The organism is Streptomyces sp. NPDC013455, from assembly GCF_040632975.1.
Lineage (GTDB): Bacteria > Actinomycetota > Actinomycetes > Streptomycetales > Streptomycetaceae > Streptomyces.
This window is the reverse complement of record NZ_JBEYCX010000006.1, coordinates 18,497-43,259: the sequence shown is the minus strand read 5'-3', so window position 1 is coordinate 43,259 and position 24,763 is coordinate 18,497. Positions and strand designations below refer to the sequence as shown.

Below are 24,763 nucleotides of genomic sequence, written 5' to 3'. Positions count from 1 at the left end.
AGATCCCGTGTATAGCGTCTCGGAAAGATGCCCCGGCCCGAGGGGCCGGGGCTCGGTCTGTTGCCGATCAAGACGTCGGTACGGCGGTGGGGGTTGCCCGCGCCGCGGGGTCACTTGTGAAGGTTCAGTGCTGCTGCGCCTTCTGGGGTGTCACCTCGCTCGGCCGCACCACGACGTACCCCTCGCCCTGAAGCATCAGCTGCACCGCCTCCCCGGAACCGCCGCGCAGCATTGAGCCGATGGACTGCGAGCGGTGCAGCGAGGTCTCCAGGTGCGCGGTCCAGCCGACCACCGCGTCCGTGTCGACGTACACCGGTGCCTGCGCGGAGACCGGGATGACCAGCGGATTGCCCTCGCACACCAGGCCGAGCCGGCCCTGCCCGCTGAAGACGCTGCTGAACAGGCCGCCGCCGGCGATGCCCGACCCCTTCACCGTCTTGATCTCGTACGACAGCGAGGCGTCGAAACACAGGACGTTGCGGCCGTTGACGGTGAACCGGTCACCGGGCTCGACGTCCACGATGAAGCAGTTCTGCGCCTCGTGCGCGAACCAGGCGTCACCCTGCCCGCGCACCGCCATGAGCGGCAGTCCCTCGCCGGTGACGGCACGCTTGAGCATGCCGCCGACGCCCTGCCCCTTGCGCTCGAATCCGAGACTGCCGCGGTAGGCGACCATCGCGCCCTGCCGGGCGTACATCTCGCCGTTCACCGTGTACCGGATGCACTTGGCGTTCTCCACGGACATGCCCGGCTGCACGGCCGGCTGCACCACGTGCTGACTGGAAAAGAGGTCACCCTTCATGCCGGGCATGGTGTCCCGGACGCAAGCGTTCCGCCAAGATCACGGAACGTACCGGTCCGGCCACGAAGCCCCGGCGCCGCCGGCACCGGTCCGCGTGAACTCCCGGCCGGCGACGGCCGGTACGACGTGCCCGGCCCGGCCGTGCCGCCGGTGCGAGGCGTCCGGCGCGGTCTCGCCGGCCGGTGCGACGTGCCCGGCCCGGCCGTGAGCGGCTCCACGAGACCGGTGACATTGCCGGTCCGGTCCCGCCCCCGCAGCGCCGACAGTGGCACCGCCAGCCCCACGGTGGCGCCCTCCGGCCCCGGCACGCCCGCGCGTGCCGCCCGCATCCGGACGGGCTCCCCACGACAGAGAGGACGACTCGTCGTGCAGCACCCGCGCACCAGCACCACGGCACCGGCCCCCGGTCCGCGCCCGGCCCGCTCCCGCCGTCGTACCGGCCGACTCGCGGCCCTCGCCGCGACGGTCACCGCCGTCGTCGGCCTGACCACGCTCGGCGGGCCGGCGGCCCACGGGGCGGACAACCCCTACGAGCGCGGCCCGGCGCCGAGCGTATCCAGCATCGAGGCGCTGCGCGGCCCGTACGCCGTCTCGGAGACGAGCGTCTCCCGGCTCGCCGTCACCGGGTTCGGCGGGGGCACCATCTACTACCCGACCAGCACCGCCGACGGCACCTTCGGAGCCGTGGCCGTCTCGCCCGGCTACACCGGCACCCAGTCCTCCATCTCCTGGCTCGGCCCGCGTCTGGCGTCCCAGGGCTTCGTGGTGTTCACCATCGACACGCTCACCACGCTGGACCAGCCCGACTCCCGGGGCGACCAGTTGCTCGCCGCCCTGGACTACCTCACCCGGAGCAGCTCCGTCCGTGGCCGGATCGACTCCACCCGTCTCGGCGTGATGGGTCACTCGATGGGCGGCGGCGGCAGCCTGGAGGCCGCCAAGACGCGTCCCTCGCTCCAGGCGGCGATCCCGCTCACGCCGTGGAACCTCGACAAGACCTGGCCCGAGGTCACGACCCCCACCCTGATCTTCGGCGCCGACGGCGACACGATCGCCCCGGTCGCCTCCCACGCCCAGCCGTTCTACAGCTCGCTCCCGAGCTCCCTCGACCGGGCCTACCTGGAGCTGAACGGCGCCACCCACTTCACGCCCAACACCTCGAACACGACCATCGCGAAGTACAGCATCTCGTGGCTGAAGCGGTTCATCGACAACGACACCCGCTACGAGCAGTTCCTGTGCCCGGTGCCGCAGCCGAGCCTGACCATCGAGGAGTACCGGGGCAACTGCCCGCACACCTCCTGACGCCGCGGACGGCCGCGCCCTGACCGTCCGTCCGCGTCCCGGCGGCGACCAGCCTGTTCGGTGGTCGCCGCCGGCGTTGTGCCGGTGCACCGCGCGTCCGGCCGCGCGTTGTGCCACGGCACAAGCCGTGAGGTGCCGGTTGCGCGGAAACACGCAGGTGACGCGGCAGTCGGCTGCGTCGGAGACCCGGACGAACGGCTTCCGCACTTACTGACGCGTCAGTAAGGTCGCGGGAATGACCGACCAGACGACCCTGGAAGCCGCCGCACCGCGGTACCGGCCGGGTCCGCAACGTCCTGGGGCCGAGGCGCTGCTGACCCGGCTGCGCCGCGGCGGGGTGTGCGTCGTGACCGGCGAACCCGGCGGCGGACGCTCGGCCTTCCTCGCCTTCGCCGCCCGCGCCTTCACCGGGGGACCCGCCGTCACCGTGCCGGCGCCCCGCCCCCGTTCCCGGGAGCCGCTCAGCGGGCTCCGCGCGCTGTGCGGTGCGGCCGGGGTGCCAGCCGCGTACGCCGCCGGGCCCGTGCGGGAACTCGCCGACGCCCTGGCGGCCACGGCAGCGCCCCGGACCCTCCTCCTCTGCGTGGACGACGCCGACCTGTGGGACGCCGCCTCCCGCACCGCCCTCGCCCGGCTCGCCGCCCGCGTCCGCGACGGGGGTCGCGTCGGTGACGAGGGCCGCGCCCGTGAGGGGGGCAGGGTCCGTGAGGAGGGCAGGGTCCGTGAGGGGGGCCGCGTCCGTGAGGGGGGCCGGCTCGCGCTCCTGCTCACCGTCTCCCGGCACCGAGCCCTCGCCCCGGCGTTCAGCGGACTGCCGCTGCTGCGCCTCGACCCGCTCACCCCGGCGGACGCGGCGTCCCTGCTGGACGAGGCGGCGGGGGGCGCCCTCGATCCACGGGTGCGCGAGGAGGTCGTGGCCGTGGCCGACGGCAACCCCGGACTGCTCCTGCGCCTGCTCGGCCGGCTGACACCGGCTCAGCTGCGCGGCCACACGCCCCTGCCGCGGCACCTGGCCGACGCCGACACCCTCACCGCGCTGGCCGGCGGCCACCTCGCCTGCCTGCCTCCCGGGCACCGGGACCTGCTGCTCGTGACGGCGGCAGCCGTCCAGGTGACGGGGGAGCCGACCGCCGACACCGATCTGGTCCGCCGCGCGGCCGCGCTCCTCTCCGGCACGGCACGGCACGCCGAGTACGCCGAGTACGCCGAGTACGCCGAGTACGCCGGGGACGCCGAGTACGCCGAGTACGCCGAGTACGCCGGGGACGCCGTGCACGTGGAGGAGTCCGAGCACTCCGAGCACTCCGAGCACGCCGAGCACTTCGAGCACTCCGAGTCCGCCGCGTACGTCAGGGCCGCCCGGGGCGACGGGCAGTCCGAGTACGCCGAGCTCTTCGGGGCCGTCGGGGCCGTCGAGCGGTCGGAGTTGCTTGCCGAAGAGGACGGTCGGACCGGCTTCCGCAGCGCGTTGCTGTGCCGCACGGTGTACGCCGGAGCCTCGGCCGCCCGGCGCCGAGCCGCCCACGACGCGCTGGCCCGCGCGCTGCCCGACGGGCGCGGCCTCCCGGCGCTGCTGCACCGTTCACTCGCCGCCACGGCCCCCGCCCCCTCACTCGCCGCCGACCTCGCGGCCGCGGCGGCCGATCCGTCGTCGGCGGCCCCGCCCGAACTGCGCTGCACGGCACACGCGCGTGCCGCCGAACTCACGACGGACGGTGCCCGGCAGACCCGCTGGTACACGGCCGCCGCCGAACAGGCGCTGCTGGCGGGGCAGTCGGACCGGGCGCTGCGGCTGCTCGACACCACCCGCGGCCGCCCCGCACCTCCCGTGGAACGCGCACGTGCGGAGCTGCTGCGCGGGACGGTGCTGCGCGGGAACGGCCCGGTCGCCGACGCCTGCGAGACCCTGCTGCTCGCCGCGGCCCTGTTCGCGCCGCACGATCCCGAGCGGGCCGCCGAGGCCGCCCTGGCCGCCGCGGACGCCGCCTGGTCGGCGGGCGACCACACGGCGTGCCTGCGGGCCCTGACGGAAGAACCGGCCGGGGTCCGCCACCGCTCGGGCGGTCACCGAGCGCCTTCCACGGAAGACCCGGACCACGTGGCCCGGCCATCCGCGCCCCAACCCCGCGCACCCAAGCCCCCCGCGGCCCACACTGCCACGCCTCCGCCTCCGCCTCCACCCGCCGCCCCCCGGCCGGTGACCGCGTCGACCGGTGCCGGCGGGCCGTCCGCCGCCCTGAGCGATCACCGGGCGGGTATGCGGGCCGTCCTCCAGGGCCGCTTCGACCAGGCGGCCGCGCCGTTGCGACGGGTCGTGGACCGCGCGTGGACGGTGAACGGCACCGCGAGCGCGGCGCACACGACCGACGAGGGCGCCCCGGTGCCGGCCGGGGGGAGGGGCGGGGGACGGCCGCCGTCCGCGCCACCGCCACCCGAGCGGTCCGCGTCCCCCGTGGACGACCCCCGGTGGCTCCTGCGGGCGGCCTCCGCGGCTTTGCTGATCGGGGATGTCGAAGCCGCCGTGCGGGCCGGTTCGCGGGCGCTCGCGGTGGCCCGTACGAGCCGGTCGGCCGTGTACGAGGCGCAGGCCCTGGAGTACCTCGCCTACGGCGAACTCCGGTCCGGCCGGCACGCGCTGGCCCGTACGCGCGCCGAGGAGGGACTGCGCAGCGCCTACCGCACGGGGCAGCGGAACACGGCCGCCCACCACCACGCCGTACTGGCCCTGGCCGCGTCGATCGCGGGCGGGGCCGACACCGTGACCGAGCACGCGGCGGCCGCGCTCGACACCGCCCGCCGGCACGGACTGGCGCAGGCCGCCACCCTGGCCCAGTGGGCGACCGCCCGCGCCGATCTGGGCCACGGCCGGCCCCGCGAGGCCGCCGACCGGCTCGGCCCGCTGGTGCGGCCCGGGCCGCGCCGAGGTCACTTCGCCGTCTGGATGCTCGCCGTGCCGTGCTACGTGGAGGCGTGCGCGCTGGCCGGGCAGCCGGACCCGGCCCGCGACGCGGTCGAGGACTTCGCGCGCTGGGCGGCGTGCGACGCCGACCCCCAGGCCCCCGCCCAACTGCTGCGCTGCCGCGCCCTGCTGGCCCCGCCCGAGGCGGCCGACCCGCTGTACCGGCAGGCGCTGCGACGGCACGAGGAGGCCGTCGGCGACTTCGAACGAGCCCGTACCGAGCTGCTCTACGGCAAGTGGCTGCGCCGGCGCCGCCGGCTGCGCGAGGCGCGCGCGCACCTCCACGCCGCCCTGCTCGGCTTCGAGCGCTGCGGCGCCCGGCCGTGGGCCCAGCAGGCGGCGGCGGAACTGCGGGCCAACGGGGTGAGCGCGGCGGCGGGCGCCGCGGGGGCCGCCGCCGGCGGTGGTGAGCCGCCGGAGGGACTGGCCCGGCTGACCCCGCAGCAGCTGCGGATCGCCCGCGGTGTCGCCGAAGGCCTCACCAACCGGGAGGTGGCGCTGGGCCTGTCGGTCAGCACCCGCACCGTCGACTACCACCTGCGCAACGTCTTCGCCGTCCTCGGCGTGCGCTCGCGGGTGGAACTGGTCCGCCTGGTGGAGCAGGCGGGAAGGACCGCTGCGCACCTCTGACCACCACCTGCGCTACGTCTTCGCCGGTCCCGGGGTCCGCTCGCGGGCGGCACCGGTCCGCCCGGTGCAGCGGGCCGAAAAGACCGCTGCACACCCCTGGGGACCGACCGGGCGGTATGTCAATCTTGGAGCACGACGAGTCGTGCGGCGCCCGCCGCGGCGGCTGTGCGGCGGCCGGGCCCCGGCCCCGCGGACCGGCGCGGCGGGCACCGCCGGAGAGCCGACCCTGGGGGAGAACCGCGATGCACCCTGCCGTACGGCCACGCCCCGTCCGCGGCCCGGGGCCGCAGCCCGGACCCCGCTCCCACGCCCCGCGGGCCCGCTCACCGATCGACGCCGAAGCCCTGCGGGCGCTGCACCGCGCCGCCCGCGTGCTCCTGCACGACCTCCCCGGGCTCACCGACCGGCTCCTCACCGCCCTGCGGGAGCAGGAACCGGCCTACCGGGCCGCGCTCGACGAGGACCGGCCCGGCACCTGGCAGGAGGCGCACCGCTCGCTGCGGCACAGTGTCTCCTCCCTGCTCGACCCACGCGGCAGCCGCGAGGCCGCGCGCCGCTGCTCCTGGCGCATCGGCGTCGGCCGTGCCGAACAGGGACTGCCCCTGGACGCGGTGCTGCACGCCTTCCGGCTGGGCGGCTCCCTGGTGTGGCAGGAACTCGTCGACGTCACCTCCCGCACCGCTCCCGAGGACATGCGCCTCCTGGTGCATGTCGCGGGCGACGTCTGGGACTTCGTGGACGAGCACTGCACGCTCGTCGCGGACGCCTACCGGCAGACGGAACGCCGGCTGGCACGGCGGCGCGAGGACCGGGTGCGGCTGCTGACCGCCGCCCTGCTCGACGGAACCGGGCGCATCGCGGACCTCCCCGAGACCGCGCGGACCCTCGGCCTGCCCGAACGGGGGCGGTACGCCGTCGTCGCGGTGGCCGGCGTGCGGTCCCCCGGCACCGTCCGGGCCCTGCTGCCCGCGGGTGCGCGGGTTCACTGGCACGCCGGCGCGGAGACGGACCACGGCATCGTCCTGGCCGTGGACGGCCTCGTTCCGGCAGTGGCCGAGCCGCCGCCCGGTACGCGGGTGGGGATCGGTCCCGTCGTCGACGGGCTGGCCGCCGTCGGCGGAGCGCGCCGGCTGGCGGACACCGCACTGGGGCTGTGCGCCGGCACGGGAGGTTCCGTGCGGCTCTCCGCTCATCTCCCCGAAGCGCTCGTGCTGACCTGTCCGGATCTCGCCGCCCTCCTGGTCGAGCGCGCGTTCGGTCCCCTGGCGCGGCTCGAACCCGCCGACGCCGACGTGCTGCTGGACACCCTGGCCGCCTGGCTGGCCTGCGACGGCTCCGCCCAGCGGGCGAGCGAGCGGTTGTACTGCCACCGCAACACCGTCCTGAACCGCCTGCGCCGCTACGAGCAGCTCACCGGCCGCTCCCTCGCGCGCCCCGCCGACCTGGTCGAGACCTCCCTGGCCCTGACCGCCCGTCGGCTGCTCGCCGGGGCGGCCCCCGGTCACCCCACCGGACCCGCAGCCATGGCCCCACCGGGACCGGCCGGATCCAGGGTCTTCTTCGGACCCGCCGGATCCACGGCGTCACCGGGACCCGCCGGACCCGCCGTCCAGCCGTCCCGTCCCGGGCCCGGCCCCGGGTCCCGGCAGGCCGGGCCGCGGCCGCGCTAGCCCTCCTCCACCGTCCCCTCCTCGACCGTCCCCTCCTCCACCGTCTTCTCGTCCACCGGCGTCTTCCCCGCCGACTTCGGCTTGCCGCAGAACGCCGATTCCAGGGCCCCCGCCAGTGTGTCGAGCACCTTGCCGTTGTTCGACGTGTTGGCGACGGCGGTCAGGCTCCGCTTGCCGTCCTTGGACGTGAACGCGTAGGTGTAGTAACCCTGCACCGCACCCGTGTGCCCGTACACCGACACCCCGCACGACAGATCGCGCCGCCGCAGCCCGAGCCCGTACGCCGTGGTGCTGCCGACCTTGGTGAACTTCTTCATGTCGGCGAGCCGCGCGGCGGAGAGCAGCTTGCCCCCGAGCAGCGCGCTGTAGAAGGTGTCGAGATCCCGCGCGCTGGAGATGACCGCCCCCGCGCTCTGCGCCCAGGAGACGGTCTGTGCCGTCGCGTCGACCAGTGCGGCGCCGGACTTGTCGGGAGTCAGGTAGCCGCGGGCGTAACGCCCCGGGATGGCGGTGTCCGGGTGGACGTAGAACGTGTCGGCCAGCTTCAGCGGCTTGACGATGCGGTTCTGGTACGCGGTCTTCACCGGCTTGCCCGTGAGCTTCTCGATGAGCAGCCCGGCGACGACGAAGTTGGTGTTGGAGTACGAGTAGGCGGCGCCGGGCGCGTTGGTGCGGGGCTTCTTCAGGGAGAGGGCGACCAGCTGCCGGTAGGTGAAGACCTTCTTGCGGACCGCCTCGAAGCCGGAGACACTCTGCGCGAACATGTCGTTCGTGTAGTCGTACAGGCCGCTGCGGTGGTTCAGCACATGACGGACCGTGATCCGGTCGTCCGGCAGGAGCCCCGGCAGATAGCGGTTGACCGGCGCGTCCAGCGAGAGCCGGTGTTCGTCGACGAGCTGGAGCAGGACGACGGCCGAGAAGGTCTTGGTGACGCTGCCGACCCGGAACCGGTCGTCGGTGCTGATGGCCCGCCCGGTGACGCGGTCGGCCACCCCCCGGGTGACCCGGTAGGTCCGCCCCTGGTCGTCGATCCGGGCCAGCGCGCCCGGCGCGCCCTGGGCCACCGCGGACCGCAGCACCGCGGCCAGCCCCGCGGTGTCGGGCGCCGGCAGTCCGGCTGCCGCCGCCGGGGTGTCCTGCTCCGCGGTCGCGGCCCGCGCCGGGACCGCGAGGAGCGACAGCGCGACCGCTCCGAGAACGGCTCCCCGCCCCACCGTTGCTGAGACCATCCCCTACCCACTCCCATCGGTCCGGTATCTGATGCGATATCGGTCACATTCCCTGCCGGGAACCTAGAGGATCGAGGCAACGTCTCCATAGCCGACACACAGTTGGTGCTCCTGTGATCACTCTGTGGCGGCCATTCGTAAAGGATTGCCATAGAAGTTCGCGAAATGGATCATTCCGGCTTTACGCGCACATGACTGATCCGTCAGGGTTACCCCCCGGGGCCAGACCAGCCCCCGTGGCGCCCAACTGCGTCATGTCTCAAGGCGGTTGGTGACTTCCCGGCCGCCTTCGAACGAAGGAACCCTGATCAGATTGCGTAGACCGCACATACGCACCGTGGCGGTCGCCGTCGCGGTGACGACGGCTGCCACTGGCCTGGCCGGCACGGCCTTCGCCGGCCCCTCCCAGAAGGTGGAGCGGTCCGCCGCCTCCGCCGCCTCGAACGCCACGGCGGTGGTGGAGGCGGCGCGCACCGCGGCCTTCGCGCACGCCTCGGCGACCGGCGTCTCGAAGGGCGACGAACTGCACGCCCAGGACGTCATGATCGACCCCGAGGGCGCCCGGCACGTCCGATTCGTGCGCTCCCACAACGAGCTTCCGGTGCTCGGTGGAGACCTGATCGTCCACCTCGACCGGAAGCTCGCCTACACGGGCGTGACCCGCGCGGCCGGCCACACGGTCAAGCCGGCGGCCGCCAAGGCCCAGCTCACGGCGGCGCAGGCCGCGGCCAAGGCGGCCAAGGCCGCCGAGGGCGACGCGGGCACCGCCCAGCTCGTGCTGGACGCCCGTGGTGGCGCCTCCGCCCTCGCCTACCAGGTGACCGTCACCGCCGAGGGCGGCTCGCACACCGTCGTCGTGGACGCGGTCAGCGGCAAGGTGCGCAGCAACACGCCCGACAGCGACGAGTTCCTGTCGCCGAAGCTGCTCGACACGCTCAGCGAGCGCGGCGAGACCGCCGACCCGGCCACCGGCATCGGCTCCGCCGCCGCGACCTCCGGCCTGGTGGGCTCGAGCGCCTCGGGCGTCACCTACCCGTCGGCCGCCAAGGGCACCGGCAAGACCCTCTTCGTGGGCACCGTCGGTCTCACCACCACGCAGACCTCGCGCGGCCACTACCAGCTCAAGGACCCGAACCGGTACGGCACCGAGACCCGGGACGCCAAGAACTCGTACACGGAGAAGTTCAGCGCCGGTTCGAAGTTCACCAACACGACCAACGTGTGGGGCAACGGCAAGACCACCAGCCGCGCCACCGCCGCCGCCGACGCCCAGTACGGCATCACCAAGACGCTGGACTTCTACAAGTCCACGTTCAAGCGCAAGGGCATCCGCAACAACAGCAAGCCCGCGCAGGCCATGGTGCACTGGGGCAAGAAGGTCGCCAACGCCTTCTGGGACCCGACCTGCAACTGCATGCTGTACGGCGACGGCGACGGCCAGATGTTCAAGAAGCCGCTCGTCGTCCTCGACGTCACCGGCCACGAGCTGACCCACGGCGTGGTCGAGGCCACCGCCAACCTCCAGCCGACGTTCGTCGACTCCGACGGCAACCAGTACGGCGAGCCGGGCTCGCTGAACGAGTCGCTCGCGGACATCTTCGGCTCGAACGTCGAGTTCTACGCCAAGAACTCGAAGGACACCGCGGACTACCTGGTCGGCGAGAAGCTGGGCCTCGCCCAGAAGTTCCTGCGCCGTCTGGACCACCCGTCGCTCGACAAGCTCGAGGGCGCGATCGACTACTGGTCCCCGGACACCTACTACACCGAGGTGCACGCCGGTTCCGGTGTCTCCTCGCACGCCTACTACCTCCTCGCCGAGGGCAGCGGCAAGAAGACGATCAACGGCGTGAACTACAACTCGCCGACGTACCACAACGTCACGGTCAAGGGCATCGGCCGCACCAAGGCCACCGCCATCTACTACCGTGCGCTCACCCGCTACATGGTCTCCACCACCGACTTCCACCAGGCGCGCGTCGCGACGCTGAAGGCGGCCAAGGACCTGTACGGCGCGAGCAGCACCGAGTACAAGACGGTCGACAAGTCGTGGGCCGCGGTCAACGTCACCGCCGCCAACACGCCGCGCGCCCACTGACGGACGCCGGAAACACCCCAGCACCACCGGATGCCCCGCCCCGCGCGGGGCATCCGCATGCGCGGGTCCGGGCGGCGGCTCGCCCGGCCGGGAACGGCGGGACGGGAACCTCACCGAGGTGCGGACGCGCGGCGCAGACGGCACCATGACCTCCGTGGGATGTGCAAGTGCGTTCCGTACGGTCCGCGTGCCACCCGGCGAGACCGGCACGCTCCGGGAACCCGCCCGGTGAGCGGGCGTGCCGGGCGCTGCTGCCGCGCCGCCGCCGCGCTGCTCACCGCCGTCGCCTGCCCGTACGCGCCCCCGGCCCGCGCCGGTACGCCGCCCGGGCCCGCCGCCCGCGCACCGAGCGTGGTCACCTGGGCGGCGAGCGCCGACCGCCTGGGCGAGGGCACGGCCGGCCGGGGCTACCGGCTCGTCGTCCACACCAGCGTCGGCGGCAGCGACCTGCGGGTCCGCTTCACCAACGCCTTCGGCGACCGGCCGCTGACCCTGGACGGTGTCCACGCCGGCCTGCGCGACCGGGGGGCCGCACTGCGGCCGGGCGGCAACCGGCCGCTCACCTTCGGCGGTGCCCGCACGGTCACCGTCCCGGCGGGCGCCGCCGTCTGGAGCGACCCGCTGCCCGGCAGCGTCCCGGCCGACGCCGACCTGGTCGTCAGCCTGCGCACCCCGACCGCGGCCGGACCGGCCACGGGCCACCGGATGGCGATGCAGACGTCGTACACCGGCCGGGGCGAGCACACCGCCGACGAGAGCGGCGCCCACTGGACGCGGACCACCGGATCCTGGTGGTACGTCGACTCCGTCGCCGTACGCGCCTCCGCCCCGGCCGCCGGTGCCGTGGTCGCGCTCGGCGACTCCCTCACCGACGGACGGCAGTCCGGCACCGACCTGAACCGCCGCTGGCCCGACCACCTCGCCCGGCGGCTGAGCACGGCCGGCACGGCCGTGCAGGGCGTGGCCAACCAGGGCATCTCCGGCAACAAGCTGCTCGCGGACGGCGCCGGACAGGCCGCGATCCACCGGCTGGACCGGGACGTCCTGTCCCAGCCCGGAGTGCGCACCGTCCTGCTCTTCGAGGGCGTCAACGACCTCAAGGCGCACAGCGGCGTCACGGCGGCCGAGCTGATCGCCGGCTACCGCGAGATCGCCCGGCGGTTGCACGCGGCCGGCACCTGCGCGGCCGTCGCCACGGTCGGCCCGTTCAAGGGCCGGCCGGAGTGGGACCCGTCCGCCGAGGCCGTACGGCGGGAGGTCAACGCCTTCCTGCGCGGCGCCGGGGAGTTCGACGCCGTCGTCGACTTCGACGGCGTCCTGCGCAGCCCGGACGACCCGGAGCGGATGCTGCCGTCCTTCGACGGCGGCGACCACCTGCACCCCAACGACCGGGGCATGCGCGCCCTGGCGGACGCCGTCCCCCCGGGCAGCCTCGACTGCGCCCGCCGAGCCGCCCGCGGCCTGCCGGGGTGATCCGCCCGCGGCCTCCGCCGGGGTTCAGCGCAGCGTCCGCTCCCAGTCGTCCGGCACCCGGCCCGCCGGACCCGGGACCGGCTGGTCGGCGGGATGGCTGGCCGGCGGGGCCAGTTCGGGCCCGGAGGTGTACAACTCGTCGGTGGTGTAGTCCCAGAACCAGCCCTCGCCCGGCTCGAAGCTGCGGATCAGCGGGTGTCCGGTCGCCCGGTAGTGGGCGGTCGCGTGCCGGGCCGGGGAGTCGTCGCAGCAGCCGATGTGCCCGCACCGCGCGCAGCGGCGCAGATGGAACCACCAGCCGCCGGCCTCCTCGCACTCCGCACAGCCCGGACCGCTGGGCGGCACCCGCGGGTCGATTCCGTCGTCGTTCATGCCTGCTCCTCGTCGGGTGTCCCGGCGGTCAGCGGCAGCAGCACCTGGAAGCGGGTGTCTCCGGGCACCGACTCCACCCGCAGGGTGCCGTGGTGCTTGTTGACGACGATCCGCCAGGAGATGTCCAGACCCAGTCCGGTGCCCTCGCCGACCGGCTTGGTGGTGAAGAACGGGTCGAAGATCCGGTCCTTGACCGCGGGCGGGACGCCGGGCCCGGTGTCCCGGAACTCCACCATCAGCCGCTCGTGGTCGAGCGCCGTCCGCACGGTCAGCGTGCCCTGGCCGCCCGCGCCGTTCATGGCCGAGACGGCGTTGTCGATCAGGTTGGTCCATACCTGGTTCAGTTCGGCCGGGTAGGCCGGCACCGGCGGGAGCGTGCGGTCGTACTCCTTGACGACCTCGATGCCCGCCCCGATCTTCCCGGACAGCATCAGCAGCGTGCTGTCGAGGAGTTCGTGCACGTCCACCACCCGGTACGGCGCCCGGTCCAGCTGGGAGTACTGCTTGGCCGCGTCGACGAGGTGCGAGATGCGGGTGGTGGAGTCCTCGATCTCGTTCATCAGCAGCTCGGTCTCGACGGTGTAGTTGAGCCAGCCGACCGCGCCCGGCAGGATCTCCTCGTCCACGGCCGCCCCGACCTGCTCCAGCCAGTCGACGTCGAGCCCGGCCTGCACGAAGGTGGGCGCCACCTGCCAGGCCTGGTCGATGCCGTGGTCCTCCAGCCAGTCGGTGAGCGTGTCCTCCCGGTCGGCGGCCTCCAGCGGGCTGAGCGCCGGTGCCTTCGCCACCCGCTCCGCGGTGCGCTCCTGGATCTCGATCAGGTTCGCCAGGCAGTCGGGGGAGAAGGACCCCCCGGCGATCACGCCGAGCTTGTGGCGCATCTTCGCGACCCGCTCCCGCAGTGTCGCCGTGGCCCGGACGGCCGCCGCGGCGGGATTGTTCAGCTCGTGCGTGAGCCCCGCCGACAACGAGCCCAGCGCCAGCAGCCGTTCCCGCTGCCCGATCATCGCCTGGGTGTTCTTCGAGCCGAAGAAAAGCCCCTCCAGCAGGTGCACGGCCATCGGGAACCACTCGCGCATCACGTCCGCGAAGAGGTCCGCCGGCAGCACGAAGAAGCGTGTCGGCTCCGTGACCCGCATGGAGTTGTTGTAGACCTGCCGCACCCGGTCGCCGAGGTAGGCCTGCATGGCGCCCGCGTACACCCCGGGCTGCGAGGTGCGGGTGACCTCCACGTCGTCACCGCCGACCCGCCGGGACAGCACGACGGTGCCCTCGATCATCACGAAGAAGCAGGTGGCCGGGTCGCCCTCGGTGTACACCGGACCGGGCGGGAACAGCTCCACCCGCCCCTGGGCGCACAGCCGGCCCAACTGCTGTGGGCTCAGCTTCTCGAAGAGGAAGAGCGAGCCGATCTCCTGCGGGCTGCACGCCACGGTCCGACCGCTCACGACTGCTCCAGGTACCGGTGGACGAGCATCACGGCCATGGCTCCCTCTCCGACGGCGGACGCGACCCGCTTGGCGGACTCGGCGCGCGCGTCGCCCGCGACGAACACGCCGGGAACGCTGGTCTCCAGGTGGTACGGCGGCCGGTCCAGCTCCCAGCCCGCCGGCGGCCGTCCGTCGGCGGTCAGGTCCGGCCCGGCCAGGATGAAGCCGCGCTCGTCGCGCAGCACGGTGTCGCCGAGCCAGTCGGTCAGCGGGGCGGCGCCGATGAAGACGAACATCCACTGGGCGTCGACCCGTTCGGTCTCGCCGGTCGTCACATGGCGCAGCGTCAGCCGCTCCAGCCGCCCGGTGCCGTGCGCGCCGTCCACCACCGTGTGGCTGCGCACCGAGATGTTCGGGGCGTCGTCGATCTGCTGGATCAGGTAGGACGACATCGACGCCGACAGGTCGGGGCCGCGCACCAGCAACGTCACCGACTTGGCGAACCGGGACAGGTACATCGCCGCCTGGCCCGCCGAGTTGGCGCCGCCGACGATGTACACGTCGTGCCCCTGGCAGGCGGCCGCCTCGGTCAGCGCCGAGCCGTAGAACACCCCGCAGCCGGTGAGATCGGCGCAGCCCCGGGCCTGGAGCTGCCGGTACTGCACGCCCGTCGCCAGGATGACGCTGTGTGCGCCGATCGCGGAGCCGTCCGCGAACCGCACGAGGCGGGCCGCGCCGTTGACCTCCAGCCCCGTCACCTCCCGCGCGGTCAGGAGCTCGGCGCCGAACCTGGCCGCCTGCCGCCGCGCCCGGTCGGTGAGCTGGGCACCGGAGACGCCGTCCGGGAAGCCGAGGTAGTTCTCGATCCGGGAGCTCTGACCGGCCTGCCCACCGGTCGCCGACCGCTCCACCAGGACGGTCCTGAGCCCCTCCGAGGCCCCGTACACGGCCGCGCCGAGCCCCGCCGGGCCGCCGCCGATCACGACCAGGTCGTAGAAGTCGGCCGTCGGCGTGGTCGCCAGCCCCACGCGGGCGGCCAGCTCCGGGGCCTCGGGCTCGACCAGCACCGACCCGTCCGGGGTGATCACCACCGGCAGCCGCTGCCCGTCCCGGCCGGCCGCCGCCAGCAGCCGCCCGCCCTCCGGCTCCTCCACCGAGTACCAGCGGTAGGGCACCTGGTTGCGGGCCAGGAACTCGCGCACCGCGGACGACCGCGCCGACCAGCGGTGCCCCACCACCTTGGTGCTGGGCACGGGCTTGTAGGCGCTGGTGCGCCAGGACTGGAGCAGGTCGTCCAGCACCGGGTAGAGCTTCTCCTCCGGCGGGTCCCACGGCTTGAGCAGGTAGTGGTCGAGATCGACGACGTTGATCGCGTCGATGGCCGCGTTGGTGTCCGCGTACGCCGTGAGCAGCACGCGCCGGGCCCCCGGGTACACGTCGAGCGCCTGCTCCAGGAAGTCGATGCCGTTCATCTGCGGCATGCGGTAGTCGGCCAGGATCACCGCCACCAGGTCACCGCGCAGTTTCAGTTCGCGCAGCGCGTCCAGGGCGGACTCGCCGGACTCCGCGCGCACGATCCGGTACGACTCGCCGTAGCGGCGCCTGAGGTCGCGGGCGACGGCGCGGGATACCCCCGGGTCGTCGTCCACGGTCAGGATGACGGTCCGCGCGGCATCGGCGGCCTGTGCCATACGTCTCCCCACCCGAGCGTCGGTCTCCCGGGTCGGTGTCGTGGGGACCATCGCACCGGTTCCCGGCCATCGTATGTTCGGTTCCCCGGGTTCCGCTCGCCCGCGGGGGAACCGCCGCCCGCCCCACGACGACCGTCCGGTGCGCCCGCACCCGGGGAGGCCGGTGCGGTGGCTCCGGGAGAGATCGTCGTGCCCGTGCCCGCTGGTGTTCGATAGTGGGCACCAGCACCACGAGGACGCGGTGACGACGACGAGGAGGCCCACGGATGACACGCCCGATCACGGCAGGGGTGGACGGCACGGAGGAGAGTCTGGCCGCGCTGGGCTGGGCGGCCCGGGAGGCCGTCCGCCGGGGGCTGCCGCTGCGCGTGGTGCACGCCTGGGAGTACGCCGAGGCGCTCGCCACCGCGGACCGCGACACCCAGCACGGCTGGGTGTCGGAGGGCGTGACGGAGGCCGTGCGCGGGGTCCGCGAGCGGCACCCGGAGCTGACGGTGACCACCGACGTGGTGGAGGGCGGGGCCGCGGAGGCGCTGGCCGGCGCGGCGGCCGGGGCCGAACTGCTGGTGCTGGGCTCGCGCGGGCACGGACCCGTCGTCGGGTTCCTGCTGGGGTCGGTCGGCCAGCAGGTGATCGCGGAGGCGGCCCGGCCCGTGGTCCTGGTGCGCGCCGGGGCCGACGCCGCGGCGGAGGCGGCCGGCCGGGACGTCGTGGTCGGCCAGCACGGCGGCCCCGAGGACAGCGCGGCGGCGCTGCGGTTCGCGTTCGAGACCGCCGCGGCCCGGGGCGCCACCGTACGGGCCGTACGGGCCTGGACCCTGCCGCCGGTCTTCGCCTACAGCCCCGGTTCGCTCAAGCTGCTCGACGACGCGGGCGGTCTGGAACCCTACGAGCGGCAGGCGTTGGCCGAGGCGCTGCGGCCCTGGCGGGAGCGGTTCCCCGAGGTGCCCGTCGCGGAGCACGTGGAGATGGGCAGTGCCGGGCAGGTGCTGCTGTCGGTGGCCGGCCGGGCCCAGCTGATGGTCGTCGGGCGGCGGGCCCGCCGTACGGCCGTCGGCGCCCGGATCGGCTCGGTCGCGCACGGGGTGCTGCACCACGCCGACTGCCCGGTGGCCGTCGTACCGCACGAGTGAGCTACCGCGGTCCGGGCGGCTCCGCCGTGGCGCGGGCCCGGGGCAGCACGTTCTCGACGTAGTCCCGGACGGCGGTGTCCAGCCCGATGTCGTGCTGGGCGCGCTCGGACAGGTACCAGCGGTGTTCGAGGAGTTGGTGGTAGATCTCGGCCGGGTCCATGGTGCCGCGCAGCTCCGGCGGCACCGCCCGCACGGTCGGCCGGAACACGTCCCGCACCCAGCGGTGCGCGAGCACCTCGGGCCGGGCGGTGTGGGGGTCCGCGCCGCCCGCGCCGGGCCGGGAGCCCGGGGGGCGGTCGCCGGGCGCGTAGTCGTCCTGGGTGGCCATCCAGCTCTCCAGGTCGTTGAGCAGCCGCCGCGCCTGGTTCTCCTCGGCGTCCAGGCCGGTCAGCCGCAGCAGCTGGCGCTGGTGGTGGCCGGCGTCGACGACCTTCGGCACGAAGGTGACCGAGTCGCCGTTGGACGAGTGCTCGATCTGCATCTCGGCCACGTCGAAACCCAGGTCGTTCAGACGGCGGATCCGGCGTTCGATGTAGTGGTACTTGCCCGCCGGGTACACCGAGGTGCGGGTCAGCTCCTGCCACAGCCCCTGGTAGCGGGTGCAGATCTCGTGGCCGAACGCGACGGGGTCGACGGACGGGTGCAGCGCGCCGGACGCCTCCAGGTCCAGCAGCTCGCCGCTGATGTTGACCCGGGCCAGGTCGAGGTCGTACTCCCGCTGCCCGGGGCTGAGCCGGGGATGCAGGTCGCCGGTCTCGGCGTCGACCAGGTAGGCCGCGTAGGCGCCCGCGTCCCGCCGGAACAGGGTGTTGGACAGCGAGCAGTCGCCCCACGCGAACCCGGCCAGGTGCAGACGGACCAGCAGCACGGCGAGGGCGTCCATCAGCCGGTGCATGGTCGCCGGGCGCATGGTCGTCTCGAACATCGACCGGTACGGCATCGAACCGCGCAGGTGCCGGGTGACCAGCACCGGCTCCAGCGGGGCGCCCGAGGGGTCGGCGCGGCCGGTGACCACGGCCAGCGGGTCGACGGCGGGGATGCCCAGCCGGTGCAGGTCGCGCAGCAGCTCGTACTCGCGCAGCGCGGGCCGCTCGGCCAGCTCCTTGACGGCGATCACCTCGTCGCCGGCGTGCGCGTAGCGCACCACGTGCCGGGAGATGCCGCGGGGGAGGGGTACCAGGTGCTCCGCGGGCCACTCCTCCAGCGGTGTGTCCCAGGGCAGGGCGAGCAGGAGCGCGGGGTGCTCCGGGTTGGTGGCGCTGATCTGCAAGGCCATGGCACGAACCCTAAGGCCCCGCGCGCCTGTTCTAGGAGGCCCGGTCCCGTGCCTGTTCGGCCGCGGCCCGTACCGGACCGCGGTGGACCGGTCCGTGCCCGGGCAGCAGGGTGTCGCCGTCGAGTGCCGCGATGAGGTCCAGGGAGGCCAGCGCCCGCGCGCGCTCGTGGTGGAAGAAGTCCGGCAGCAGCTGCGGGCCCTCGACCCGCGAGGTGGCGTGCCCGCTGACCAGGGCGTCCCCGGAGATCACGATGCCCGCGTCGGGCAGGTGGAAGACGCAGTGGCCGTCCGTGTGGCCCGGGGTGTGCACCGGGACCGGCCGGCCCGGCAGGTCGAGCGGACCCTCGGCCGGGAACGGCTCGGGCGCCGTGACCGGGTGGTTCTCGGTCCCGCCGACGCGGATCACGTGCACCGCCCAGGGCAGGACGCCGGGCCGCCAGGCGTTGCGGACCACGTCGCCGATGCTCGCCTGCTGCAAGAACTCCCGCCGGGCGTGCGGGACTTCGGCCGGATGGAGGAGGACGGGGGTGCCGTGGGCGGCGCGCAGGTACTCGGCCGAGCCCAGGTGGTCGTTGTGCGCGTGGGTGATCAGGACGGCGGTGACCGCCTCCGGTGCGGCGCCCACCGCCGCGAGGGACTCCAGCAGTCCCCGGCGGTCCCCGGGATACCCGGTGTCGATCAGCGTGACGGCGTCACCGTCCTTGAGGATCACCCAGTTGACGTGGTGGCCGGTCACCAGGTGGGTGCCGTCGGCGACTTGCTGGACGTGAGCGGTCATGATCTCCCCGGGCCCTGAGCGGCTGATCGTCGGGGACAGCCAACCAGATGCGGCACCCGGCCGCGCAAGAGGGCGGCCGCGGCCGTCAGTGCACTCCCCGGGGCCGGAACTGGATGCTGATGCGCGGTCCCGTGGCCCGGGTGGTCTTGGGCACGCAGTGCTGCCAGGTGCGCTGGCAGGATCCGCCCATCACGATGAGGTCGCCGTGGCCGAGGGGGCGGCGCATTGTGCCGCCGCCTCCGCCGGCCGGGCGCAGCAGCAGGTCGCGGGGTGCGCCGACGGAGAGGATCGCGACCATGGTGTTCTCGCGGGCGCCCCGCCCGATCCGGTCCCCGTGCCAGGCCACGCTGTCCCGGCCGTCGCGGTAGAAGCACAGCCCGGCGGTGGTGAACGCCTCCCCGAGCTCCTCGGCGTAGTGCCGGGACAGGGCGGTGCGGGCCTCGTCCAGCACCGGGTGGGGGAGCGGGTCCAGCTCCCCGTACCAGGCCAGCAGGCGCGGTACGGCGACCTCGTGGTCGTACATCGTGCGCCGCTCCGCACGCCAGGGCACGTCCGCCGCCAGCTGTTCGAACAGCGCGTCGGCGCCGCTCAGCCAGCCGGGCAGGACGTCGATCCAGGCGCCGGCGCCCAGCTCGGTCCGGCGCAGCCCGTCCAGCGGGCCGAGCCGGAGCTCGTCGGTCTGGTCGAACAGGGAGCCCTGGAGGTGCGTGGCCATGGGTCCAGCGTACGCCCGAATCGAAAATACGTTCCATTGTGATCACGCCGTACGGCAGGCCAGTCGTTCCCGGGGCTTTTCGATACATCGGTGCATCCGATACGTTCGTGTATCGGGACGAGGAGGGGCGGCCACCGATGGACGACACACCCAAGCGCGTCACCCGGCGCCGGCTGCGCACCCGCGCCCGGCTGCTCGACGCGGCCTTCACGGTGTTCGCCGCCAAGGGGTTCGGGCGGGTCTCCATCGAGGAGGTGTGCGAGGCGGCCGGCTTCAGCCGGGGCGCCTTCTACTCGAACTTCGCCACCCTGGACGAACTGTTCTTCGCCCTGTACCAGGAGCGCGCCGACCTCATCGCCGCCCAGGTGGCCGAGGCGCTGGCCCAGGACGGGCCCGGCCTGGACGTGCCCGCCTCCGTGCACCGGGTCACCGAGGTGCTGCTGCTCGACGTGGACTGGCTGCTGGTGAAGACCGACTTCCTGGTGCACGCCGCCCGCGACCCGGCCGTCGCCCGTGCCCTGCTCGACCACCGCACCCGGCTCCGGCAGGCCATCGCCGACCGGCTCTCCCGGGCCCGGGGCCACACCCGGCTGCCCGCCGTCCTGGGCGACGCCGACGGCGCCGCGCACGCCGTGGTCGCCGCCTACGACGGGGTCACCACCCAGCTGCTGCTGGACAGGGACGTCGAAGCCGCCCGTGCCTGGCTGGAGCAGCTGCTCACCGCGCTGCTCACGGACGGCAGCCGCGGCCCCGCATGAACACCTCCGCATGAGCACCCCGCACGAGCCCGGCCGGGCGGGCACCGCCGGCACCGGCCCGGCCGGACGGATTCCGTCGCGCCGGGCCCGGCCGGGGCGCGTCGGCCGTACGAGCACCCTCAGGAAGGACACAGTCGCCATGGACGCGGACGTCATCGTCGTCGGAGCCGGTCTCGCCGGCCTCGTCGCGGCGCACGAACTCACCAGCAGGGGCCGCCGGGTGGCCCTGGTCGACCAGGAGAACGCCGCCAACCTCGGCGGCCAGGCGTTCTGGTCCTTCGGCGGGCTCTTCCTCGTCGACTCGCCCGAACAGCGCCGCCTCGGCATCAAGGACTCCTTCGGCCTCGCCTGGAACGACTGGCAGGGCAGCGCCCGGTTCGACCGGCTGGAGGACGAGGACTCCTGGGCGGTGCGCTGGGCGCGCGCCTACGTCGAGTTCGCGGCCGGGGAGAAGCGGTCCTGGCTCCAGGGGCACGGCATCGAGCTGCTGCCCACCGTGGGCTGGGCCGAGCGCGGCGACCTCCGGGCGGACGGGCACGGCAACTCCGTCCCCCGCTTCCACGTCGCCTGGGGCACCGGCACCGGGGTGGTCGAGCCCTTCGTCCGGTACGCCCGGCAGGCCGCCCGGGACGGGCTGCTCACCTTCCACCACCGCCACCGGGTGGACGAACTGCTCGTCGAGGGCGGCACCGCACGCGGGGTGCGCGGCACCCTCCTCGCCCCCGACGACGCACCGCGCGGTGCCGCCTCCAGCCGGGAACGGACCGGCGACTTCGAACTGACCGCGCAGGCCGTCGTCGTGACGACCGGCGGCATCGGCGCCGACCACGACATCGTCCGCCGGTACTGGCCCGAACGGCTCGGCACGCCCCCTGCCGAGATGGTCACCGGTGTCCCGGCCTACGTCGACGGCCGCATGCTCGACATCAGCGCCGAGGCCGGCGTGCGGCTGGTCAACCGCGACCGCATGTGGCACTACACCGAGGGCCTGCAGAACTGGGACCCCATCTGGCCCGGACACGGCATCCGCGTCCTGCCGGGCCCGTCCTCCGTCTGGCTCGACGCCCTCGGCCGCCGGCTGCCCGAGCCCTGTCTGCCCGGCTACGACACCCTGAGCACCCTCAGGCACCTGCGCACCACCGAGGACATAGCCGGGTATGACCACTCCTGGTTCATCCTCACCCGCAAGATCATCGAAAAGGAGTTCGCGCTCTCCGGGTCCGAGCAGAACCCCGACATCACGGCCAGGGACCGGGGGGCCGTGCTCCGCGACCGGCTGCTCGGCAAGGGCGCCCCCGGTCCGGTGCGGGCGTTCCTCGACCGGGGCGCCGACTTCGTCACCGCCGGCAGCCTGGAGCAGCTGGTCGAGAAGATGAACGCTCTCACCGGCGAGCCGCTGCTGGACGCGGCCGAGGTACGCCGCCAGATCGAGGCCCGCGACCTCCAGATCGCCAACCCTTACAGCAAGGACGCCCAGGTCCAGGGCATCCGCAACGCCCGCCGCTACATCGGCGACCGGCTCGGCCGGGTCGCCGCCCCGCACCGCATCCTCGATCCCGCCGCGGGCCCCCTCATCGGCGTCCGGCTGCGCGTGCTGACCCGCAAGACCCTCGGCGGCATCCAGACCGACCTGGACTCCCGTGCCCTCGGCGGCGACGGCACGCCGATCGAGGGGCTGTACGCGGCCGGCGAGGTGGCCGGGTTCGGCGGCGGCGGCGTCCACGGCTACAACGCCCTGGAGGGCACGTTCCTCGGCGGCTGCCTGTTCTCGGGGCGCGCGGCCGGCCGCGCCGCGGCCAAGCAGACCGGCTGACCTCAGCCGTCCAGCAGCGACGCCAGCACGGTGGCGTGGCTGCGCTCCGGCGCCTTCGACGCCGTCAGCAGCGTCACGCGCCCCTCACGGGCCGAGGCGCGCAGGCCGTCGAGGAGACCGGCGGCCTCCGGAGCATCGAGTTCCGCCTCGTACCGGCGGCGGAACTCCTCGTACGACCCCTCGCCCGCGTGGTACCACGTGCGCAGCTCGGTCGACGGCGTGAGCCCCTTGGGCCACTCGTCGACCCGGGCCGCGTCCTTGGCGAGGCCGCGCGGCCACAGCCGGTCGACCAGCACGCGCAGGCCGTCGTCGGGCTCGGGCGGTTCGTAGACACGGCGCACGCGCACGCTCACGGCGGGGCCCTCCTCGGGTCGCGGACGGTTCCGCGAGCGTACTGCGGCGCGCCCCGCCCGCCGGGCGGCGACGCGAGCGGACTTGACCGGAACAGGGCGGAGCCGGGGCGCCCGCCGCGCCTAGTCTGGCGGCCAGTCGATCACCGGCCACCCCCTCGGAGGAGCGTACGTGACGCCGTCCCGCCAACTGCCCGCCCGCCGCAGCCGCACCGCCGCCTACGCCACCGTCCCCGTCGCCGTGGCGGCGCTCCTCGGCGCCGCCGGACCCCCGGCGACGGGCACGACCGGCGCGTCCGGTGCGGGCGACCCCTACTTCCCGCTCAGCGGCAACGGCGGTTACGACGTCCGCCACTACGATCTGACGCTCCGCTACGACACCGGCTCCCACCGCCTGGACGCCACGGCCGAGCTCACGGCCCGCGCCACCCACCGGCTCGGCCGCTTCGACCTGGACCTGAGGGGCCTTCAGGTCACCGCCGTCACCGTCGACCGCACGCCGGCCGCCTTCCGGCGCGACGGCCAGGAACTCGTCGTGACCCCGCGCCGGACCCTGCGCGAGGGACAGGAGTTCCGTGTCACGGTCGCCTACCACGGCACCCCGGAGCCCGTCACCGACCCCGACGGCTCGGCCGACGGCTGGATCCCCACCGACGACGGCGCGTTCGTCGCGGGCGAACCGCAGGGCGCGATGACCTGGTTCCCGGCCAACGGCCACCCCCGGGACAAGGCGTCGTACGACTTCACGATCACCGTGCCGGAGGGGCGCACCGCGGTCGCCAACGGCGTCCTGCTCGGCCGGCGCACCGCGCACGGGCTGACCACCTTCCGCTGGCGCGCCGCCCAGCCCATGGCCGCCTACCTGGCCACCGCCACCATCGGGAAGTTCCAGGTCGAGCGGTACACCACCCGCGACGGCGTCCAGGTGTACAACGCCGTGGACCCCCGGGAGGCGCGCGCCGCCGCGCCCGTGCTGCGCGCACTGCCCTCCGTACTGGAGTGGGAGAGCAAGCTGTTCGGGCCGTACCCGTTCCGGGCCGCCGGCTCGATCGTCGACCACGCCCCGGACGTGGGCTACGCCCTGGAGACCCAGACCCGGCCGGTCTACGACTCCGCGCCCGACCTGGACACCCTCGTCCACGAGAGCGCCCACCAGTGGTTCGGCGACTCCGTCTCCCTCACCGCCTGGAAGGACATCTGGCTCAACGAGGGCTTCGCCACCTACGCCGAGTGGCTCTACGCGGAACAGCACGGCGGCCCGAGCGCCCAGCACACCTTCGACGCCCTCTACGCCCGCCCCGCGAGCGACGGGCTGTGGGCCTACCCGCCCGGCGACCCCGGCAGCGGCGCGCGGATCTTCGGCACGCCCGTCTACGCCCGCGGTGCCATGGCCCTGCACGCACTCCGGCGGGCCGTCGGCGACCGGGACTTCCTGCGGATCCTGCGCGCCTGGGCGACCGGGCACCGCGCCGGGCACGGGACGACGGCGGAGTTCGTCCGGCTCGCCGAGCGGACGTCCGGGAAGCGGCTGGGGGGACTGCTCCACACCTGGCTGTACACGGAGGGCAAGCCGGACAGCGCCTGAGTCCTGACAGGTTCCGCACGGGCCGGGCGCGGACGACAAGGGCCCCCTCCCGGATCAGGGACTCTTCCGGGGCCAGGGGGGCGCGGAGAGCCCCGGCAATGGTGTCCGGGGCGGACCCGGAGAGCGGAGGAGTGTGATCCGATTCCTCGCGCGCGCCGGGGGTACTCCGGTCGCGCGACGCGCAGCAGAGGGAGGTCAAGCCATGAGCGCACCGGACGACCTGCCGGTCGTGACCACGCTGGCCGAGCTGGCCCGCCTGGTGGAACGGCACCGGGGCCTGTACGTGCGCTGGTCGAAGGGGCCCGGCACCGACCTCGATGACGTCTCCAGCACCGACGAGCTGACCGGCGTCCCCATGCCGGGCCTGTCCGCCAACCCGCTCGACGTCGAGGAGTGGTGGGAGGACCGTTCCCCGGAGCTGTGGGTGGCGCGCCGGCTGTACGACTACGCGCACCTGCCGCACGACAAGGGCCCCGGCGTGCGCCCCTGGGTCCTGCGGGGACGGGAGACCGGCCGGGGCCCCGACAACGAGCCGCTGGTCGCCGACGTGGAGCCGCTGTGCTGGATCGCCGGCGAGGTGATCGACGCGGCCAGTGACGAGGTGGCCCGGCAGCAGCGGGAGTGGGGGACCCTGCGGCGAGGGGGCCGCTGAAGCCCCCGCAGGCCGGCGGCCGGGGCGGATCCGCCCCGGCCGGCTCC

The 24,763-nt window shown here is 74.3% G+C and carries 19 protein-coding genes; 10 read left to right on the top strand and 9 right to left on the bottom strand.

Translation table 11 applies throughout. The features are described 5' to 3' along the window. Nucleotides 1-124: 124 nt before the first annotated feature. Nucleotides 125-802, bottom strand: a complete 678-nt coding sequence (locus ABZ576_RS12320; RefSeq protein WP_360739230.1) for an AIM24 family protein — start codon at nucleotides 800-802, stop codon at nucleotides 125-127. A gap of 366 nt (nucleotides 803-1,168) precedes the next feature. Here ABZ576_RS12320 and ABZ576_RS12315 point away from each other — a divergent pair, with 366 nt between their 5' ends. The 3 genes from ABZ576_RS12315 to ABZ576_RS12305 all read left to right on the top strand — a co-directional run bounded on the left by ABZ576_RS12315 (nucleotide 1,169) and on the right by ABZ576_RS12305 (nucleotide 7,366). Further along, complete coding sequence (locus ABZ576_RS12315) at nucleotides 1,169-2,107, top strand: alpha/beta hydrolase (protein WP_360739228.1); 939 nt, start codon at nucleotides 1,169-1,171, stop codon at nucleotides 2,105-2,107. Between the two features lie 235 nt (nucleotides 2,108-2,342). Continuing rightward, a complete protein-coding gene (locus ABZ576_RS12310) occupies nucleotides 2,343-5,696 on the top strand; it encodes a LuxR C-terminal-related transcriptional regulator (protein ID WP_360739226.1) in 3,354 nt (1,117 codons plus the stop codon). 242 nt (nucleotides 5,697-5,938) lie between these two features. After that, entirely contained in the window at nucleotides 5,939-7,366 is a 1,428-nt protein-coding gene (locus tag ABZ576_RS12305) for a helix-turn-helix domain-containing protein (protein ID WP_360739224.1), read from the top strand. Here ABZ576_RS12305 and ABZ576_RS12300 read toward each other — a convergent pair. Beyond that, nucleotides 7,363-8,595: a serine hydrolase domain-containing protein gene (locus tag ABZ576_RS12300; protein ID WP_360739222.1), complete on the bottom strand. Its 1,233-nt coding sequence runs from the start codon at nucleotides 8,593-8,595 to the stop codon at nucleotides 7,363-7,365. The genes ABZ576_RS12305 and ABZ576_RS12300 overlap by 4 nt on opposite strands. Before the next feature lie 313 nt (nucleotides 8,596-8,908). Between ABZ576_RS12300 and ABZ576_RS12295 the strand changes: the two genes are divergently transcribed. Both ABZ576_RS12295 and ABZ576_RS12290 read left to right on the top strand, forming a co-directional pair. Next, on the top strand, nucleotides 8,909-10,690 hold the full coding sequence (locus ABZ576_RS12295; RefSeq protein ID WP_360739220.1) for a M4 family metallopeptidase: 1,782 nt from the start codon (nucleotides 8,909-8,911) through the stop codon (nucleotides 10,688-10,690). 228 nt (nucleotides 10,691-10,918) lie between these two features. After that, nucleotides 10,919-12,163: an SGNH/GDSL hydrolase family protein gene (locus ABZ576_RS12290; RefSeq protein WP_360739218.1), complete on the top strand. Its 1,245-nt coding sequence runs from the start codon at nucleotides 10,919-10,921 to the stop codon at nucleotides 12,161-12,163. A 24-nt stretch (nucleotides 12,164-12,187) separates the two neighbouring features. Here the strand turns inward: ABZ576_RS12290 and ABZ576_RS12285 are convergent, their stop codons facing one another. The 3 genes from ABZ576_RS12285 to ABZ576_RS12275 are packed head-to-tail and all read right to left on the bottom strand — an operon-like array spanning nucleotide 12,188 to nucleotide 15,656. Further along, the gene (locus tag ABZ576_RS12285; protein WP_360739216.1) at nucleotides 12,188-12,535 is read right to left on the bottom strand and encodes a UBP-type zinc finger domain-containing protein; all 348 of its coding nucleotides are present in this window, start codon (nucleotides 12,533-12,535) and stop codon (nucleotides 12,188-12,190) included. Then, a complete protein-coding gene (locus tag ABZ576_RS12280; protein WP_360739214.1) occupies nucleotides 12,532-13,983 on the bottom strand; it encodes an ATP-binding protein in 1,452 nt (483 codons plus the stop codon). The genes ABZ576_RS12285 and ABZ576_RS12280 overlap by 4 nt, the downstream gene beginning before the upstream one ends. After that, on the bottom strand, nucleotides 13,980-15,656 hold the full coding sequence (locus tag ABZ576_RS12275) for an FAD-dependent oxidoreductase (protein ID WP_360739212.1): 1,677 nt from the start codon (nucleotides 15,654-15,656) through the stop codon (nucleotides 13,980-13,982). The genes ABZ576_RS12280 and ABZ576_RS12275 overlap by 4 nt, the downstream gene beginning before the upstream one ends. Nucleotides 15,657-15,922: 266 nt before the next feature. Between ABZ576_RS12275 and ABZ576_RS12270 the strand changes: the two genes are divergently transcribed. Next, nucleotides 15,923-16,789 carry a universal stress protein gene (locus tag ABZ576_RS12270; protein WP_360739210.1) on the top strand — a complete coding sequence of 289 codons (867 nt, stop codon included), beginning with the start codon at nucleotides 15,923-15,925 and terminating at the stop codon, nucleotides 16,787-16,789. Nucleotide 16,790: 1 nt separating this feature from the next. Here the strand turns inward: ABZ576_RS12270 and ABZ576_RS12265 are convergent, their stop codons facing one another. The 3 genes from ABZ576_RS12265 to ABZ576_RS12255 form a co-directional block, all read right to left on the bottom strand. Beyond that, nucleotides 16,791-18,065 carry a DUF4032 domain-containing protein gene (locus ABZ576_RS12265; protein ID WP_360739208.1) on the bottom strand — a complete coding sequence of 425 codons (1,275 nt, stop codon included), beginning with the start codon at nucleotides 18,063-18,065 and terminating at the stop codon, nucleotides 16,791-16,793. 31 nt (nucleotides 18,066-18,096) lie between these two features. After that, nucleotides 18,097-18,843 carry an MBL fold metallo-hydrolase gene (locus tag ABZ576_RS12260; RefSeq protein WP_360739206.1) on the bottom strand — a complete coding sequence of 249 codons (747 nt, stop codon included), beginning with the start codon at nucleotides 18,841-18,843 and terminating at the stop codon, nucleotides 18,097-18,099. Between the two features lie 85 nt (nucleotides 18,844-18,928). Continuing rightward, nucleotides 18,929-19,558: an alpha-ketoglutarate-dependent dioxygenase AlkB gene (locus tag ABZ576_RS12255; RefSeq protein WP_360739204.1), complete on the bottom strand. Its 630-nt coding sequence runs from the start codon at nucleotides 19,556-19,558 to the stop codon at nucleotides 18,929-18,931. Between the two features lie 137 nt (nucleotides 19,559-19,695). Between ABZ576_RS12255 and ABZ576_RS12250 the strand changes: the two genes are divergently transcribed. After that, nucleotides 19,696-20,316 (top strand): TetR/AcrR family transcriptional regulator, encoded by a 621-nt coding sequence (locus ABZ576_RS12250; RefSeq protein ID WP_360739202.1) that lies wholly within the window; start codon nucleotides 19,696-19,698, stop codon nucleotides 20,314-20,316. 139 nt (nucleotides 20,317-20,455) lie between these two features. After that, nucleotides 20,456-22,129 (top strand): FAD-binding dehydrogenase, encoded by a 1,674-nt coding sequence (locus ABZ576_RS12245; RefSeq protein WP_360739576.1) that lies wholly within the window; start codon nucleotides 20,456-20,458, stop codon nucleotides 22,127-22,129. Between the two features lie 2 nt (nucleotides 22,130-22,131). On the opposite strand, the gene ABZ576_RS12240 is transcribed toward ABZ576_RS12245, so the two are convergent. After that, entirely contained in the window at nucleotides 22,132-22,482 is a 351-nt protein-coding gene (locus ABZ576_RS12240) for a DUF488 family protein (RefSeq protein WP_360739200.1), read from the bottom strand. Between the two features lie 169 nt (nucleotides 22,483-22,651). Here ABZ576_RS12240 and ABZ576_RS12235 point away from each other — a divergent pair, with 169 nt between their 5' ends. Together ABZ576_RS12235 and ABZ576_RS12230 are read left to right on the top strand one after the other, a co-directional pair. Then, complete coding sequence (locus ABZ576_RS12235) at nucleotides 22,652-24,064, top strand: M1 family metallopeptidase (protein ID WP_360739198.1); 1,413 nt, start codon at nucleotides 22,652-22,654, stop codon at nucleotides 24,062-24,064. Nucleotides 24,065-24,266: 202 nt separating this feature from the next. Further along, the gene (locus ABZ576_RS12230) at nucleotides 24,267-24,716 is read left to right on the top strand and encodes a DUF6098 family protein (protein ID WP_360739196.1); all 450 of its coding nucleotides are present in this window, start codon (nucleotides 24,267-24,269) and stop codon (nucleotides 24,714-24,716) included. The last annotated feature ends 47 nt before the right edge of the window (nucleotides 24,717-24,763 follow it).